Source organism: Bradyrhizobium rifense, from assembly GCF_008123425.1.
Lineage (GTDB): Bacteria > Pseudomonadota > Alphaproteobacteria > Rhizobiales > Xanthobacteraceae > Bradyrhizobium > Bradyrhizobium rifense.
In genome coordinates this window covers 1-16,212 of record NZ_VSSS01000009.1, presented here as the reverse complement: position 1 = coordinate 16,212, position 16,212 = coordinate 1, and the positions used below count along the sequence as shown (strand labels likewise).

General features: G+C 65.1%; 20 protein-coding genes. 8 read left to right on the top strand and 12 right to left on the bottom strand.

Annotation, left to right across the window (positions count from 1 at the left end; translation table 11 throughout):
• Positions 1-148: 148 nt before the first annotated feature.
• Both FXB40_RS04110 and FXB40_RS04105 read left to right on the top strand, forming a co-directional pair.
• Complete coding sequence (locus FXB40_RS04110) at positions 149-781, top strand: TetR/AcrR family transcriptional regulator (protein WP_148770932.1); 633 nt, start codon at positions 149-151, stop codon at positions 779-781.
• A gap of 3 nt (positions 782-784) precedes the next feature.
• Entirely contained in the window at positions 785-1,567 is a 783-nt protein-coding gene (locus FXB40_RS04105) for a sulfite exporter TauE/SafE family protein (RefSeq protein ID WP_148770931.1), read from the top strand.
• Positions 1,568-1,569: 2 nt separating this feature from the next.
• On the opposite strand, the gene FXB40_RS04100 is transcribed toward FXB40_RS04105, so the two are convergent.
• The 6 genes from FXB40_RS04100 to FXB40_RS04075 form a co-directional block, all read right to left on the bottom strand.
• Entirely contained in the window at positions 1,570-2,274 is a 705-nt protein-coding gene (locus tag FXB40_RS04100) for a glutathione S-transferase family protein (RefSeq protein WP_148770930.1), read from the bottom strand.
• Between the two features lie 63 nt (positions 2,275-2,337).
• Entirely contained in the window at positions 2,338-3,003 is a 666-nt protein-coding gene (locus tag FXB40_RS04095; RefSeq protein ID WP_148770929.1) for a DUF429 domain-containing protein, read from the bottom strand.
• 31 nt (positions 3,004-3,034) lie between these two features.
• Positions 3,035-3,376: a carboxymuconolactone decarboxylase family protein gene (locus FXB40_RS04090; protein ID WP_148770928.1), complete on the bottom strand. Its 342-nt coding sequence runs from the start codon at positions 3,374-3,376 to the stop codon at positions 3,035-3,037.
• Between the two features lie 3 nt (positions 3,377-3,379).
• A complete protein-coding gene (locus FXB40_RS04085; RefSeq protein WP_148770927.1) occupies positions 3,380-3,901 on the bottom strand; it encodes an RNA polymerase sigma factor in 522 nt (173 codons plus the stop codon).
• A complete protein-coding gene (locus tag FXB40_RS04080) occupies positions 3,898-4,107 on the bottom strand; it encodes a YgaP family membrane protein (protein ID WP_187436655.1) in 210 nt (69 codons plus the stop codon). The genes FXB40_RS04085 and FXB40_RS04080 overlap by 4 nt, the downstream gene beginning before the upstream one ends.
• Positions 4,108-4,202: 95 nt before the next feature.
• Entirely contained in the window at positions 4,203-5,399 is a 1,197-nt protein-coding gene (locus FXB40_RS04075; protein WP_148770925.1) for a serine hydrolase domain-containing protein, read from the bottom strand.
• Positions 5,400-5,645: 246 nt separating this feature from the next.
• On the opposite strand from FXB40_RS04075, the gene FXB40_RS04070 reads away from it, so the two are divergent.
• Positions 5,646-6,215: a hypothetical protein gene (locus tag FXB40_RS04070; protein WP_148770924.1), complete on the top strand. Its 570-nt coding sequence runs from the start codon at positions 5,646-5,648 to the stop codon at positions 6,213-6,215.
• 32 nt (positions 6,216-6,247) lie between these two features.
• On the opposite strand, the gene FXB40_RS04065 is transcribed toward FXB40_RS04070, so the two are convergent.
• From FXB40_RS04065 to FXB40_RS04040, 6 genes are all read right to left on the bottom strand, one after another.
• Positions 6,248-6,937: a GNAT family N-acetyltransferase gene (locus FXB40_RS04065; protein WP_148770923.1), complete on the bottom strand. Its 690-nt coding sequence runs from the start codon at positions 6,935-6,937 to the stop codon at positions 6,248-6,250.
• Between the two features lie 4 nt (positions 6,938-6,941).
• Positions 6,942-7,289 carry a Lin0512 family protein gene (locus FXB40_RS04060; protein WP_148770922.1) on the bottom strand — a complete coding sequence of 116 codons (348 nt, stop codon included), beginning with the start codon at positions 7,287-7,289 and terminating at the stop codon, positions 6,942-6,944.
• A 105-nt stretch (positions 7,290-7,394) separates the two neighbouring features.
• The gene (locus FXB40_RS04055) at positions 7,395-9,059 is read right to left on the bottom strand and encodes an acetolactate synthase large subunit (protein ID WP_148770921.1); all 1,665 of its coding nucleotides are present in this window, start codon (positions 9,057-9,059) and stop codon (positions 7,395-7,397) included.
• 149 nt (positions 9,060-9,208) lie between these two features.
• The gene (locus FXB40_RS04050; RefSeq protein ID WP_148770920.1) at positions 9,209-9,853 is read right to left on the bottom strand and encodes an O-methyltransferase; all 645 of its coding nucleotides are present in this window, start codon (positions 9,851-9,853) and stop codon (positions 9,209-9,211) included.
• 17 nt (positions 9,854-9,870) lie between these two features.
• On the bottom strand, positions 9,871-10,506 hold the full coding sequence (locus tag FXB40_RS04045) for a PadR family transcriptional regulator (protein WP_148770919.1): 636 nt from the start codon (positions 10,504-10,506) through the stop codon (positions 9,871-9,873).
• A 110-nt stretch (positions 10,507-10,616) separates the two neighbouring features.
• Positions 10,617-11,168: a carboxymuconolactone decarboxylase family protein gene (locus FXB40_RS04040; RefSeq protein WP_148770918.1), complete on the bottom strand. Its 552-nt coding sequence runs from the start codon at positions 11,166-11,168 to the stop codon at positions 10,617-10,619.
• A gap of 69 nt (positions 11,169-11,237) precedes the next feature.
• Here FXB40_RS04040 and FXB40_RS04035 point away from each other — a divergent pair, with 69 nt between their 5' ends.
• From FXB40_RS04035 to FXB40_RS04015, 5 genes are all read left to right on the top strand, one after another.
• Entirely contained in the window at positions 11,238-11,603 is a 366-nt protein-coding gene (locus tag FXB40_RS04035; protein ID WP_148770982.1) for an MmcQ/YjbR family DNA-binding protein, read from the top strand.
• A 98-nt stretch (positions 11,604-11,701) separates the two neighbouring features.
• Positions 11,702-13,090, top strand: a complete 1,389-nt coding sequence (locus FXB40_RS04030; protein WP_148770917.1) for an SWIM zinc finger family protein — start codon at positions 11,702-11,704, stop codon at positions 13,088-13,090.
• Positions 13,083-14,513 (top strand): DUF5691 domain-containing protein, encoded by a 1,431-nt coding sequence (locus tag FXB40_RS04025; RefSeq protein WP_148770916.1) that lies wholly within the window; start codon positions 13,083-13,085, stop codon positions 14,511-14,513. The genes FXB40_RS04030 and FXB40_RS04025 overlap by 8 nt, the downstream gene beginning before the upstream one ends.
• Entirely contained in the window at positions 14,510-15,586 is a 1,077-nt protein-coding gene (locus FXB40_RS04020) for an ATP-binding protein (protein ID WP_148770915.1), read from the top strand. Before FXB40_RS04025 ends, FXB40_RS04020 begins: the two co-directional genes overlap by 4 nt.
• A gap of 76 nt (positions 15,587-15,662) precedes the next feature.
• Positions 15,663-16,190, top strand: a complete 528-nt coding sequence (locus FXB40_RS04015; RefSeq protein WP_210352123.1) for a DUF5682 family protein — start codon at positions 15,663-15,665, stop codon at positions 16,188-16,190.
• Positions 16,191-16,212 lie beyond the last annotated feature (22 nt).

Here is a 16,212-nt window from a genome sequence, read left to right as displayed (position 1 = left end):
TCGGCCCAGCGGCCGGGACTTGACCAAAATCTTCTTTGCCGATAAAAATGACTGACTGATCGTTTTTTATTATATGCGGCTCTGTTCAAACTGCTCCCCGCAATTCCTTAAAAAAGATCGACCTGTCAGTTATTTACGGACAAGACGGATGCCCAAGATCAGCGACAAGAAGCGTGAAGACCGGCGTCAGCAGATCCTCGAAGCGGCGCTCGCCTGCTTTTCGGAAGACGGATTCCACCAGACCGGCATGGCCGACATCGTCAAGCGGTCGGGCCTGAGCCACGGCGCGGTCTATCTCTACTTCCAGAGCAAGGACGATTTGATCGAGGCGCTGGCCGACGACCGGCATCGCCGCGAGGCCGTGCTCAACTCGGTCGCGCAAGGCTCCGGCGATCCGATCGAGGGACTGCACGCGCTGGTCCGCGTCTATGCACAATGGCTCACCGATCCCGCGGGCGAAGCGCGGCGCCGCGTCGGCATTCATGGCTGGGCCGAGGCGCTGCGCAACCGCCGGGTCCGCACCAGCGTCGTCGAAGGCATCGACATGCCGCGCGCGCTGATCGTGGCCCTGGTCGAGCGCGCCCAGCACGACGGCCTGATCAAGCGCGACCTCGGCGCGGATGCGATCGCGCGCGTGCTGGTCGCGATCTTCCAGGGCTTTGTGCTGCAAAAATGCTGGGGCGAGGATTTTGACGTCGCAGCCTGCATGGCGACCGTCACCGGCGTGATCGACGGCTTTCGTACGACCAAGCCCGATATCAAGCGACGAACGAGGACGTGAGCGATGTCCGGAATTCACGACCTCCTAGCCGGTGCCGGCGTCGGTCTCATCGGCGGACTCACATCGGGCTTCATGGGCACCAGCCCCGGTGGCGGCCTCGTCATCTTCACCGTGCTGCTGCTTGGCGCGGAGCAGCACGTCGCGCAAGGAACCTCGCTGATCACGCAGGTGCCGCCGACAGGCCTCGCCGGCGTGCGCCGCTACTGGCAGAACGGCAACCGCAGCCCATTGCTGTGGATTGCCTGGATCGGCGTCGGATTTCTCATCGGCGGCGCGGGCGGCGGCTATGCCGCGGCCGCCGTCTCCGACGAGGTTTTGCAATGGACCTACGTCACCTATCTCGTCGCGCTGATCGCGCTGCTGATTCTGCGCCGTGACCGCAAGGACAGCGACAGCGACGCTCGCGATCGCGACCAACTGCCCTGGCTCCCCCTGCTCCTCATCGGCGTGCTTGCCGGCTTTTCCTCCGGCTTCATGGGTATTGGCGGCGGGCTCGCGATCACGGTCAGCCTCGCCGCAGGGCTGCGCGTGCCGCAGCATCAGGCGCAGCTCGTCAGCCTCATTTTCTCGGTCATCCCGACCAACATCCCGGCTGCGTGGATCTACTGGAGCAAGGGACTGATGGTCGGCTGGCCGGCCATCATCGGCATCGTTGCCGGCCTCTGGATCGGCACCGATCTCGGCGCCCGCGCGGCGAACGGCGTCAGCAAAGCGGTGCTGCGCCGAACCATGATCGGGCTCGTCGCCCTGATGGCGCTCTACATGAGCTACAAGGCGCTGAGCTAGTTTTACGGACGCTTTGGGATGTTGAGCCCACGCTCAACGGCCGGACGTGCCAGCCCGCGCTCGAGCCAGGAGCCGACCGATTTGAACTGGCTGAATTCGACGAGATCGCCGGCGCCGTAAAAGCCGATGAGGTTGCGTACCCAGCCAAGCATGGAGATGTCGGCAATGGTGTAGTCGTCATCCATGAACCATTGCCGGCCGGCGAGATGCGTCTCCATCACGCCGAGCAGGCGCTTGGCTTCGCTGACGTAGCGGTCGCGCGGACGCTTGTCCTCAAAATCCTTGCCGGCGAATTTGTGGAAGAAGCCGACCTGGCCGAACATCGGCCCGATGCCGCCCATCTGGAAGTGCACCCACTGGATGGTCTGGTAGCGCCGCGCGGCGTCCTGCGGCAGCAGCTTGCCGGTCTTCTCCGCGAGATATTGCAGGATCGCACCGGACTCGAACAGCGGCAGCGGCCTGCCGCCGGGGCCGTTGGGATCGAGGATCGCCGGGATCTTGCCGTTCGGATTGAGCGAGAGGAATTCAGGCGTCTTCTGGTCGTCCTTGGCGAAGTCGACGAGATGGACCTCGTAGGGCAGCCCGATCTCCTCCAGCATGATCGAAACCTTGACGCCGTTCGGCGTCGGCAGCGAATAAAGCTGAAGCAACTCCGGATGCTTGGCAGGCCAGCGCTTGGTGATCGGAAAGACGGAGAGATCGGACATCGGGACCTACAATCTGCTGTTGAAGCGCATCTAATCTAGGTGAGGCGCAGTATGACACAAGCCTCAACAATTGATCTCCATCCGCAGACCACGCGGATCGATCTCATCCCCGCCGACGCGCTGCGTGCTGTCCCGCGCCGCGACCGCGCAGGCGCAGGCATCGATGAGATCGTCACGGCCGATTCCGGTGCCGTGGCGCTGCGTCAGCCATTTCGGGAGCTTGGTGAAGCCGCGCTGCGCCAGCAGTGTGATGCGCTGCTCGTGGCCTTCCGCCGATGTCTTCTTCGCAAGCCGGGCTCGCCCTGCGAGATTCCAGAAGATCAGTTCCGGATGAGCCTCGCCGATCGTCGCCTGCCGCGCCGGCGTCATGATCTCGTCGACCTCCCTGATCTTGTCCCTGATGTTCCAGAGCTGCGCCGAGACGCCCCTTCCCTTGCCTTCGTGCTCCCAATAGTGCCGATTGGCTGCGGCCATATCGGGAAATGTCCAGAGATCGCGGCGGGCCCCGAGGAACACGGCGGGGCCCACCATTTCACGCGCGCGCAGGTCGCAATTCCGATAGCCGCTCGGCTTCAATCCGATCGGCATGTCGATCATCGCGCGCGCATGCGGCACTGCGAGCAGCCGCGTGAGGCCCGGCGAATAGTCGAAGCCGTGATCGCCGCGATCATCGATCCACGCGGCAACCCAACCGAAGCGAAATCCGTCGAGACCGAGATAGTTATTCACGCGTCCGATCCCGCCGCCAACCAACGCTCGCTCATCCCGTGCTCTGATGTTGCTCAAACAGCCGTTGCGCCAGCAGCGCGTGGCCGAGCGTGCCACCGGCGCGCACCGCCGCCGCGATCATGGCGGCTTCCGCCACCTCCTCGCGCGTGGCGCCGGCCTTCGCCGCCTGCGCCGTATGCACGTCGAGGCAATAGGCGCATTGCGTGGTGAGCGCGACCGCGAGCGAGATTAGCTCGCGATATTTTGGCGGAATCAGTCCGTCCTTGCGCTCGACCGCGTGGTTGAATGCGAGGAATGCGTTGGCTTCGACTGGCGCCAGCGCGACGAAGGCCGGGATCGTTTTCAGATCGACAGGGGTTTGATAATCGGTCATGGCTCATCTCGTCAGATATTCGCGCATCAGGGCGCGGGCGCGATGCAGGCGCGCTTTCACGGTCTGTCGCGTTGCACCGAGCGCTTCGGCAATTTCATCGATGGTCATTTCCTTGACGTCGCGCATCAGCGCGACATCGCGGTAGTGCAGTGGCAGCGCCTCGAAGGCCGCGGCAACGTCGAGCCGCAGATCGGCCTCGGGCCGCGACAGCAGCGCGGCCTCCGCCTGGCCCTCATCGATCGACGGCGCGAGGCCCGCCTTGCGCGCGAGCCGCAGGCATTCGCGGCGAACGACGCTGAACAGCCACGCCGAAAACGCCAGTAGTGATCGGATCGTGCCGACATGCCGGAACAGGATCCACAGCGTTTCCTGCGCCGCGTCCTCGGCGTCCGCCGAGTTACGGCAGGTCGCGCGTGCGTAGCGGCGGATATCGGGCTGTGCCGTCTCGAGCAGACGGGCGATCGCCTGGGGATCGCCGAGCCGCGCCGCCTCGAACAGGTTTGGCGAGATCACAACCGCGCTCACGACACGCCTCCCCTGCCAATCCCGGCCATGGCACACATCGGGCAATAGCCGACGAGGCCGGTCACCGCGAAGGCGGCACCGCCGAGCGCGATCAGCCAAGCCGGCGCACCCGTGAGATAGACCAACGCCGCGATCGCCACGGCGATCCCTGCGGCCACCCGCACCGCCTGGTGCAGGCCGCCGATATTCTTCCTGTAAAATGCCATCACATCCTCCAACACGAGCCGAGGCGGACTGCCTCGACCATGAAGAGGGCGCGATCGCGCAAAAGGATTCGCGGGCGCCTGCAATTTTTCCGCGGTCAGCCTCCGACCGCCTGGTAGGCCAGGCGCTTGAACTCGAAGAAGAACGGATTCCAGAACCCCAGATGGCGCTGGGCCATCAGGACGCCGGCGGTATTGGCCTCAGGGCAAATCCACCAATGGGTGCCGGCGAGCCCGCCCCACTGGAATTCGCCGGGGGAATTCGGGGGATCGAACTGCGTCGGCGCGAAGGTGACGGCACCGCCGAGGCCAAAGCCCTTGCCGGGCATCGGCCCGAGATTGGCGAAGCGGATGACCTGCCCCTCCGGCAATTGATTGGTCATCATCTGCCGCAGCGTCTCCGGCTTCAGCAGCGCCTCCGGCCCAAGCACCAGGGCGCGCACCAGCGCGAGCATATCCGGCAGGGTCGAGACCAGCCCGCCGCCGCCCGACAGCCGCGGGAACGGCCGTCGATAGGCCTGCGGATAAGGCAGATTGTCGGCGCGGGTGAGGCCCGGCTTCGTCGGATCAAGTACGTCGGCGCCGGTATAGTGCGCGACCAACCTACCCTGCTGCGCTTCGGGCACGGAGAAGCCGGTATCGGTCATGCCGAGCGGATCGAATATTCGCGCCTTGAAGAAAGCGTCGAGTGATTTGCCCGAGACGACTTCGACCACGCGGCCGAGCACGTCGGTCGCCACCGAATATTCCCAGCTCGTGCCGGGATGATAGGACAGCGGCAGATCGGCGAGCTTGTCGATCATGTCGGTCAGCGGTGTCAACGGATTGAGCACGCGCGCATCGTTGTAGCCTTTGAACAGCACCGTGCCGGGATCGAAGATGCCGTAGCTGAGACCGGAGGTGTGGGTCAGAAGCTGCCGGATCGTGATCGGGCTTTTCGCCGGCTCGACATCGGCGAGGCTCGAAGCGCCCAGCTTCAGCACCTTGCGATTGCCAAGCTGCGGCAGGAATTTTTCGATCGTGTCATCGAGCCCGATGCGGCCCTCCTCGACCAGCAGCATGATCGCGGAGGTGACGAAAATCTTGGTGTTGGAGAAGGCGCGGAAGACATGGTCGGGCCGAAGCGCGGTCTTGGCCTCGCGATCGGCAAAGCCGACGCATTGCTGGTCGACCACCTCGCGTCCGCGCAGCACCGCCCAGGACACGCCGGGGACGATCTCCTGATCGACGTAGCGCTGCATCGCCGTCCGCACAGCGGAAAAATCTGGGGCCTTATTTGCTGTTCTGGCGTCCATAAATAGTCCTCTCCCCGAACTGGTTGCGATGGATATAGCAGCGAATCGACCCTGTGGAAGCCCACTCGCGCGAGGCGTGGGCGGCGCCGGTAATTCCCGCATTTTTGTTTCGCTGCGTGTTCACACCCGTGCGAGCAACACAACGAAAACCCCAGCAACCCTTGCGGCAAGACCTCATTAAGCGCGCGACCTTTAGCCTCACGGTCATGTTCAGCGTATCCCAGACTTCATCAAGGATGACCGCCAATGACCTCGATCTCTGCAACGACCACCAATTCCTATTCCCCGCTCGATCGCCTCAAGAGCGAGCTCACCAAGGAAGTCTCGGCGGGCACCATCTCTTCGAGCGATGAGTCCGCGCTCTCGTCCGCGCTCGACGACATCGATTCGTCGCTCAAGAGCGGCGCATCGAGCGCGAGCTCCTCGTCGCCGCCCTCGGCTGACGAGATGCAGTCCAAGATCGACGATCTCATCCAGAACGAGGTGTCGAGCGGCAAGCTGACCAGCGACCAGGCCAGTGAGCTGAAAAACGTGTTCGCCAACACCTTCTCAGGCAGTGCCAATGGCGCCGGTGGACCGCCGCCGCCGCCCGATGGCAGCAGCGACTCATCGAGCACGAGCAGCACTAGCAGTACGGACTCGACCTCTTCTTCAGATTCCTCGTCCAGCTCGTCTTCGACCACCACCGCGGAGCTGATGAAGGAGCTGATCTCGCTGCTCCAGAACGCAACCAGCCAGTCGAGCTCCTACAGCTCCAGCGGCAACTCGGCGTCCTCCAACGCATCGAGCGCGCTGCTCGTCGACTACACGACTTAAGATCGGCGGCCCGGCGCACTATCGCCGGGCCATCACCCCTGCTTCATCAACGCCGTGACGTGCAGACGACGGCGGATGTGCATGCCCTGGCGCTGATAGAGCGCAATGGCGGAATTGTTGTTCGAGAACACATGCAGGAACGGAATCTCGCCGCGCGCCTCGATCTGGCGCGCGACGGCTGCGAGCAGCGCCTGTGCGTAGCCGCGCCCACGATAGTCGGGGTGCACGCAGACCGCAGTCATCTCGACGAACTTTCCCGGCTTCATGCGCTCGCCCGTCATCGCGACCAGCTCGCTGCCGGCGCGAATGCCGAGGAACGTGCCGAGCTCATGCGTTCGCAACGCGAACGGCCCGGGCTTGGTCAGCGCCGTCAGCGCCATCATCGCGGGAACGTCGGCCTGACCAAGTGTAACAATCTCGGCGTCGCGAAGCGGACTGTCCGCAGGCGATCCGATCATCTGCTCGCCGGTCTCGGTCAGCACGACCTTGAAGCCCGAGGGAACATAGACCGGCTCTGGCGTGAACAGCGCGGCGACTTGCGAGGGCGACATGAGATCACCGAGCGCGGCAAAGCTTGCCGCGGACATGTCGACCATGTCGGCGAACGGCGTCATGTCCACGGGATAGCGCAGCGCCCGCGGGCCGCCTTCGGCCAGATGCTTATGGCTCGTCGTCAGCGCGCTCCAGATCGGACGATCCAACGCCTCATCGCTGTCGGACACCGGCCTAGTCCTTGTCGAAGCTGACGATCACGGCGGCGTTGGCGATGAGGATGGGGTCGTTGGCCTGCTCCGTGGCCGAGGGGATCTCCAGCCCGCCCTTGACCGCGTTAACGGTCACGGTGCCGTAGGGAAGCTCCTTGGCAACCGCCTCCTTGTCGACGGCTTCGGGATTGGGCACGCCGATGGTGACGTCGACGAACATGTCGTTCGCGGTCTTGTCGATCATCCGGAAGAAACCGAGGCTCGAATGCCGGATCGCATCCGACACCGCCCGCTTCGCCGCCTTGGTGGCGTCCCTGCCGTGAACGTCGACGCCCATGCCCATCTCGGTGATACAGCGAACGCGAGTCATTTCATATTCCTGTGATTGGTTGGATGATCGGGAGTGTCGGCGATCGGGAATCGCGAGACGAGTAGGCTCGCAACGACGGTGTGGGAACAGCGTCGCTCCATCAACTCACGCCTTCACCTTCTCATGCGCCCGCAGCTCGTCGACCAGCACGCGCACATTCTCCGAATAGTCGATCGGAATCACGACCAGATGCACGCCGCCCTCCTTGAAGGCCGCGTCCAACGTCGGGCCGAAGCTGTCGATGCTTGCGATGCGGTGGCCCTTGGCGCCATAGGCCCTGGCATACAGCACAAAGTCGGGATTGCCGAAGGTCATGCCGTAATCAGCAAAGTGATCGACGGCCTGCTTCCAGCGGATCATGCCGTAGGCGTTATCCTCCAGCACCAGCACGACGAGATTGAGCTTGAGGCGAACGGCGGTCTCCATCTCCTGGCTGTTCATCATGAAGCCGCCGTCGCCGGCGACCGCGAGCACGCGGCGATCGGGATAGAGCATCGCAGCCATCATCGCCGACGGCAGACCGGCGCCCATCGTCGCCAGCGCATTATCAAGCAGCAGCGTGTTGGCGACGCGGGTGCGGTAGTTGCGCGCGAACCAGATCTTGTACATGCCGTTGTCGAGCGCGACGATGCCGTTCTCCGGGATGACCTGGCGGATGTCGTGCACGATGCGCTGCGGCGTCGGCGGCCAGCGCGTCTCAGTGGCGCGGTCGGCGATGTGGCTGAGGATCTCTTCGCGCAACGGCAGCAGCGCCGCCGCCTGCGGCAGCTTGCCCTCGAGCCGGTCGGCCAGAAGCTCGAGGCTCGGGCCGACGTCGCCGACGACCTCCGCGTCGGGAAAGTAGACCAGCTCGACACTCGCCGTGGTGTAGCTGACGTGAATCACCTTCGGCCCCGTTGGCCCCATGATGAAGGGCGGCTTCTCGATCGGGTCATGGCCGATCGCCACAATCAGATCGGCGGCGTCGATGGCGTCGTGAACATAGTCGCGCTCGGACAGCGCTGCGGTGCCCATGTAGAGATTGGTGCCGCCGGGAACGGTGCCCTTGCCCATCTGCGTGGTGAAGAACGGAATGCCGGTCCGCCGCACGAAGCTGGCGATGCCGTGGGTCGAGTGCGGCCGGCTGGTCGCAGCCCCCATCATCACCAGCGGGCGCTGTGCGGCCAAGATCATTTCGGCGGCACGGTCGAGCGCGGCGCGGTGGGCAACGGGAATCTCGATCGGGTGGATGTGGATCACGGGAACGGCCGGCACCTCGTCGCCCGCGATGTCTTCGGGCAGTTCCAGATGCACCGGACCCGGCCGCTCCTCCATCGCCACGCGAAAGGCATCGCGCACCACGGTCGGAATCGAGGAGGCGCTGATGATCTGCCGTGAGAGCTTGGTCAGCGGCTTCATGGTTGCAACCACGTCCACGATCTGGAAGCGCGCCTGCCGGCTGCTCATGATCGGCTTCTGCCCGGTGATGAGAATCATCGGCATCCCGCCGAGATGCGCATAGGCCGCGCCGGTCGACAGATTGAGCGCGCCCGGGCCAAGCGTGGAGAGGCAGACGCCGGGCTTGCCGGTCAACCTTCCATGCGTGGCGGCCATGAAGGCAGCGGCCTGCTCGTGGCGGGTCAGGACCAGCTCGATTTTGGACGTGCGCAGCGATTCGACGAGGTCGAGATTTTCCTCGCCGGGAACGCCAAAAATCCGGTCGACGCCTTCGTTCTCCAGCGCCGCGACGAACAGGTCCGATCCTTTGACTTTACGTTCCTGTTCGCTCATGCCGCCTCTCCAGTGACGATGTCCGCTCCTGCACACCGCAGGAACTCGGCGCGCATCGTAACCGCGTGGCGTTCAGGCACAACTCACAATGCAGCTGGCTTTTCAGGTTGCACGAATTTTCTCAGCATCCATCGCTCTCGCGGCGGCCATCACTTCACCTTCAGTGACAGCTCCGTTCCACCCTTGAGCGGCAGCGTCATCGACACAAAACCGTTGCTGGGATCGCGGATATAGGCGAGATAGTCGGGCTCGGCATTGTCGTTCATGACATAGCCGCCGACGAGCAGCTGCGGCGCGACGATCTCGATCACCTCGCGGGCGAGCGAGGGACCGCCCTCGCCCGGCCAGCCGTCGATCAGGACAAAGTCGACGGGGCCGCCGAGATCGCGCAGCGTCTTGCGGGCGTCGCCTTCGCGGATCTCGGCATAGTCGGCCAATCCGGCCTCAGCGAGATTGCGCTTGGCGGCTTCGACCTTGGCCGGCACGATCTCGGAGCCGATCACGGTGCCGCCGCCATTGTCGCGAATGGCCGCCGCGAAATAGAGCGTCGACATGCCGACCGAGGTCGCGAACTCGGCCACGCGGGTGGCACGCAGGCCGCGGCACAGCAGGTAGATCAGCTCGCCCTGCTCGGGATGGATCGAAAAGCCCTGCTGCGCATAGGCGTGAGGATCGCGGGTGTTGAACGAGCTCCGCGGGCCGCCGCCGGAGGGCCGTTGCCGCGCGCCTTGCAGGCGCGCGATCACGGCGTTGACACGCGGATCTTGAATCGGGCTGTGCAGCCGATCAGTCATGTCCTGCTTCCCTTGCGTCACTTGCTTTCCTTGCCGAGGATTTCCGCGGCTGCACGCTCCAGAATTCCGGCGATGCGACGCGCCTCGGCGGAATCGCTGCCGTGCTTGGAACGCAGCGCGCGCTTGAGGTTGTGGCGGGCGCGGTGCATCTCGTCCGAGGCATCGGTATCGAGATCGCTGACGCCGGCAAAGGCCTCGCGCACCTCATCCATGCGGCGCCCGATCCGCGACAGCGCCTGGAGGATCGCATCAGCGGTGCCGCGCTGCTCGGCGAGATAGGCCTCACCCTGCGGCGTGATGCTGTAGAGTTTTCGGCCGCCATCCTGCGCGACGCTCGCGTGACCGACCTCTTCCAGATAGGTCAGCGCCGGATAGATCACGCCGGGGCTAGGTGTGTAGAACCCCTCCGAGCGCTCCTCGATGATCTTGATCAGCTCGTAGCCATGCGCGGGCTTTTCGGCGAGCAACGCCAGGATCACGAGCTGGAGGTCCTGCGAGGACAGCCGCCGTGCGCCCGGAAAGTCGTCGCCCCCGCGCCCGAAAAAGCCATGCCCGCCACGGCCGAAGCGATGCCGTCCGCCGTGCCGGCCCATGGCGAAATGGGCGAAGTGGCCAAAGTGGAAGTCTCTGCTGTCTCGGTGTTTGCCGAACATATCTTACGTCTCCTTCTCAAAACATATCTTACGATATGTTTTTCGATACTCGAGATGCAAATCACGGGTCCGTGATCGGCTCGCCGGCCTGGAGCCGCAACTGCCGGCCGCTACTCTGCGGCCTCACTGTGGGGAACGCCCTGCTCGACCTCGAGCTGGAGGATGTCGTTGAAGCGATTGAAGGCGCCGCACAGCGCGATGCGCCAGGTCAGCTCGACGATCTGCGCTTCCGAGAAGTAGACGCGCAGCCGGGCAAAGATCTCGTCGCGGGTCCTGTTCCAGTTGTTGGTAACCGCAATCGCATATTCGACGACGAGCTTGTCGAGCTCATCGAGTTCAGGATGATCCTTGTAGTCGACGAGACGGGCGGCGCCCTCCTCCGACACACCCTGCACTGCGAGCTTGGGCGCATGGTGCGAGACGCAATAGTCGCATTTGTTCAGGAGCGACACCGTGACCAGCGCGAGCTCGAGATGACGCTTCGAGATCATGCCTTCGCTGGCGAGATCGACCAGCAGCGACCACATGTGCTTGAAGATCGGTGCGCGATGCGCCATCACACCGGCCTGGTTCTCGAACGCGCCATAGGTCGTCATCTTGTCCCACAGCGGCCGCAGTGTTTCCGGCAGATCGTCCCTGGTCTTGATCGACACGCGCGACATGGCATTCCATCCTCGGTTGGAACATGCATGCTGCCACAAAGGTGCGCCGATGTCCGCTATTGCAATCGCATGACTCCCAAGACCTTTGAGGCCCGCTGCCTGCGCCTGCCCGCCGCCACCAAGGTGGTGCAGTGGGAAGGCACCTCCGTGTTCAAGGTCGGCGGCAAGATGTTCGCGCTGAGCGGCGGCTTCACCGCAAGCTACATGTTCAAGACCGCGGACATGGCCTACGCGATGCTGATCGAGCACGGTGTCGCGCGGCCGGCGCCATATCTCGCGCGGGCCAAATGGGTGCAGTTGGTGAGGAACGACGCGTTGCCGGATGCGGAACTGACGGCATATCTCGCGCAGGCCCACGCCCTGATCGTGGCAAAGCTCACGCGCAAGGCCCGCAAGGAGCTTGGGCTTGCCTCACCCGAGGAGGCGCGGAGATAACGATCACCACGTGCAGCCGGCCAGCCACTCGCGGTGACATTGAGCTTTCATCCTCCCCCGATATACTGCGCATCCTGGATTCGGTTTAGGACATCGGCGTGGCGATTGATCTGAAGGCGGTCGAGCAACTCGCTACCGATCAATCCTCGCTCAAGGCGGCCGCCAGTCTTGCCAAGCCGGCCAAATGGTCCGGCGTCGGCGGCAGCGCGGATGGCGCGCTGATCTGGGGCGAATGCGCGGGCTCCGGCGCCAACCCCTACCGCGTGATGGCTGACCTGCGCGACCTCGGCAACAAGTGCACCTGCCCGTCGCGCAAATTCCCCTGCAAGCACGTGCTCGGCCTGCTGTGGCTCAACGCGGAAGCCATCGTGCCGTTTGCGCCAGCCGATACGCCGGCATGGGTCAGCGACTGGCTCGGTCGCCGGCGCGGCACATCCGCGGCCAGGCCTGCGAACGTTGCACCATCCGGTGACGCGAAAGATTTGCGTGCCGCGCGCGCCCTCGAAGCCGAAGCCGCCGAAGACCCGAAGGATGCGGCGCGGCGCGAGGCCCAAGCCGCCAAACGAAACGAAGAGACGGAGCGCGCCATCCTCGATGCTCTGGATGCACTCGAACAATGGATCGGCGACCAGCTGCGCTTGGGACTGGCGGGCTTCATCGACGATGCCACGGCGCGATGCCGGCGGATCGCGGCGCGGCTGGTCGACGGCAAGGCCGCGGTGCTCGCCGGCCGTATCGACGAACTACCGTCCCGCCTGCTCGCGCTTGAAGCAGGCGACCGGCCGCGCGGCGCGGTCGTCGAGCTCGGCAAGCTGGTGCTGCTCGCGCGCGCCTTCCGCGCCACGCCGCGCGATGCCGAGATCAGGCGCGCCGTCGCAACCTCGGAGACCCGCGAGACAGTCCTGGCCGATCCGCAAGCCCTGCGGGTCGATACCCAATGGGAGGTGCTCGCTGAGCAGGTGCAGACGCGCCGCGACGGGCTGGTGTCGCAGACCACATGGCTGCTCAATCTCGCCGCTGCCGGTCCGCGCTTTGCCATGCTGCTCGACTTCTTCCCGGCAAGTGCCGGTCGGCGCGGCTCGGTCTTCACACCGGGCGTGCGCTTTCGGGGCGAGCTGGTCTTCTATCCCTCGCAACAGCCGCTTCGCGCCCTGCTCGTCCGGCGCGACGCCGCGGAAGAGACGTTGACGCTCGAATGGCCCGCGCCCGACGAGGTGTTCTCCGACGCGTTGACACGGCCGCTGCTGGCCGAACCTTGGACGATCGATATTCCGCTGCTGCTGCCGCAGGGGCGGTTCGCGCGCGACGATGCAGGGCATGCCTGGTGGCGATCCGGCGATGGCACCGCCACATTGCCGGTCGCGAGCAACGCGGAGGGCCTGCTTTGCGGGACCGATCTCACGCGCACCGCCGCGATCTGGTCGGGCAACCGGCTCACGATCCTCGCCGCACAGACCCCGTGGGGGCGGATCGGCAGCCATGACTGACGCACTCATTGCCGATGCAATCTACGATGCGATGGGCACGGTGTTGACGCGCTGGACCATGGGATCGGCGGCCGCACCAGCAGCCTCGTTCTGGCGCGCCGAGCTTGGCGAGGATCCAGCCGAAGCGGAGTTGCGGCTGCTCGCTTTGTCGGGCCAGTTCCTCGGCATCGCGGTGACGGCTGAGCCGGCATCGACGCTCCGCATCCTGCCCGACATTCCCACACTCGCCTTGCCGACCTTGCCCGAGGCGTTGCGTCCGCTGGCGCGCCGAATCCTCACGGCGAAGAAGCTGGCGCAGGGCAAGACCGAGCTCGTCGACTTTCTCGCCGCGCGCGGCTGGACCACGCATCCCGCCGACTGGATGCCCGAGGGCGGCGATGATGACGCGCCCGACGTCTACGCACCGTGGCGCGACTGGGCGGACATTGCAGCGTCCAACAATGCCGCGTGGCAGCAGACCAACGACCACATCAACGCCGGCAATTGGGACGATTTCTGGCCGGCCGCGCGCAAAGTCGCACTGGCCGAGCTGCGACGGCGCGATCCCTCCGCGGCCCGCGCGGTGCTGGAGGCGAAGCTCGGTCACGAAGGCGCCGACACACGATTGCGCCTGCTGTCACTGTTGTCCGAGCGGCTGTCCGATGACGATATCGCTTTCCTTGAAGCCATCGTGGCGGATGACCGTGCGCCCAAGGTCAAGGCGCTTGCGGCCTCGCTGCTCGCACGTCTCGGCCACGGTGCCGGGATCGGTGAGGATGCCGCCGAGCTCGCCGGCTTTTTCTCGGTGAAGACCAAGGGGATCTTGCGCCGCTCGCGCGTCATCGAGGCGGAGCGTCCCAAGACGCCAGCGCAATGGCAATGCCGCAAAGCGTTGCTCGATGGCGCCGGTCTCGCATCGTTTGCGGGCGCGCTCGGTATCACGCCGCAAGAGCTGATCGCCGCCTGGGACTGGAATGTGGATCCGGCCGCCGACACGGCGCTGATCAACCTGATCGTGGCAACCGGAACCGATGCGCAAGTCGCGGACGCGGCGAAGGCCATCGGTGAGCACGATGCGACCGGCCTCATCGTTGCGCTCGCGCCGCGGCTCGCACCCGCCGAGCGCGCAAGACAGGCCGAAGCCGCCATGAACGCGCACGGCATCCGGTTCGAACTGACGCAAGCGATGGCCGGACCCGCAGCGCGGCTCAACGATCCGCTGGCCGCGCCGGCAGGCAAGGCACTGCTGGCGGCACTCCGAAGCGACGATGCCAAGCCTTCCGACCAGGTCGCAGAACTCCACGCGCTGGGCCTGATCGCCTCGCGCGAAGGCGCGCGACGGTCGCTGGAACGATTGACGGCTGCGGGCCTGCTGCAAGGCGACCCGCGCCTCGACATGCTGCGGCTCAACGCCGCGTTGGACGACAAGGGAGCGAAGCCATGAGCGAAAAACTGCGGTTGCCGGCCGAGCAGAGCTATGCGGCGGAGCTGAAGGCGCTGGCCGCGGGCGACGGGCATCGTCCACCCGGCTGGGCGCTCGCGCCGCGACAGGTCGTGACCTATCTGATGGGCGGCAAGGCGTCCGACGGGACCCCGATCACGCCGAAATATGTCGGCGACAAACGTCTGATCGAAACCGCAGTCGCAACGCTGGCGACCGATCGCGCGCTGCTGCTGCTCGGCGTGCCCGGCACCGCCAAGTCGTGGGTCTCCGAGCATCTGGCCGCCGGCATCACCGGTGACTCCACACTGGTGATCCAGTGCACGGCGGGGACCGACGAGAACCAGATCCGCTACGGCTGGAACTATGCCCAGCTTCTCGCGCATGGGCCGAGCCGCGAGGCGCTGGTCGCAACCCCGCTGATGCGCGCGATGGAAGGCGGCAAGCTCTGCCGCTTCGAGGAGCTGACGCGGATGGGCAGCGACGTGCAGGATACGCTGATCACCGTGCTGTCCGAGAAGATGATGCCGGTCCCGGAGCTCAATACCGCCGTCTACGCACAGCGCGGCTTCAACATCATCGCGACCGCCAACAACCGCGATAAGGGCGTCAACGAATTGTCCTCCGCGCTGAAGCGCCGCTTCAACGTCGTCGTGTTGCCGCTGCCCGACAGCGCCGAGGAGGAAGTCGCGATCATCGTCAAGCGCGTCGGCGAGATGGCGCAGAACCTCGATTTGCCGGCGCCGAAGAACGTCGCCGACGAGGTGGCCCGGGTGGTCTCGATCTTCCGCGAGTTGCGCTCCGGATCGACCGAGGACGGCAAGGTCGCACTGAAATCGCCCTCGGGCGGGCTCTCGACGGCCGAGGCGATCGCGGTGATGATTGGCGGCATCAGCCAGGCGACCTTCTTCAACGACGGCAAGCTGACGCCGGAAACGCTCGCCAGCAACATGATCGGTGCGGTCGTGAAGGATCCGGTGCAGGACACGGCCGTGCTCGGTGAATATCTCGAGACGGTGCTGAAGAAGAAGCGCGGCTTCGAAGGCTATTATGCTTCGCTGACCGATCGGATCTGAGATCGGGGCGGACATGACGGGCCAAATCTCACTGTTCGGCATCCGCCACCATGGGCCCGGATCGGCGCGGCGGCTGGTGGAAGCGCTCAACGCGCTCAAGCCCGTCGCGGTGCTGATCGAGGGGCCCGCGGATGCCTCCGACCTGCTGCCGATGCTCGCCGACCCCGGCATGGTGACGCCGGTGGCGCTGCTGACTTACGCTGAGGACAATCCGGCGAACGCCAGCTTCTTTCCGTTTGCCGATTACTCGCCAGAATACCAGGCCGCGTGCTGGGCCGTGCGCCACGGCGCAGCCTTGCGCTTCATCGACCTGCCGGCATCGGACCGGTTGGGAGCCTCCGCCGCAGACATAGCAGAGGAAAGTGCAGCGCGGTCCGAAGAGGATCCGGTCAGCCGCGATCCGATCGGCGCGCTCGCGACCGCGGCCGGGTATGACGACGGTGAATCCTGGTGGTCGGACGTCATCGAGGAAAACCCTGCAACCGGCCCGGTGTTCGCGGCGGTCGCCGACGCGATGACGGCGCTGCGCACGGACGAAAAACCGTTGTCGGCCCGCGAGGCCGTGCGCGAGGCGCATATGCGGATGTCTCTTATACACATCTGACGCTGCCGACGATCTTACGCGT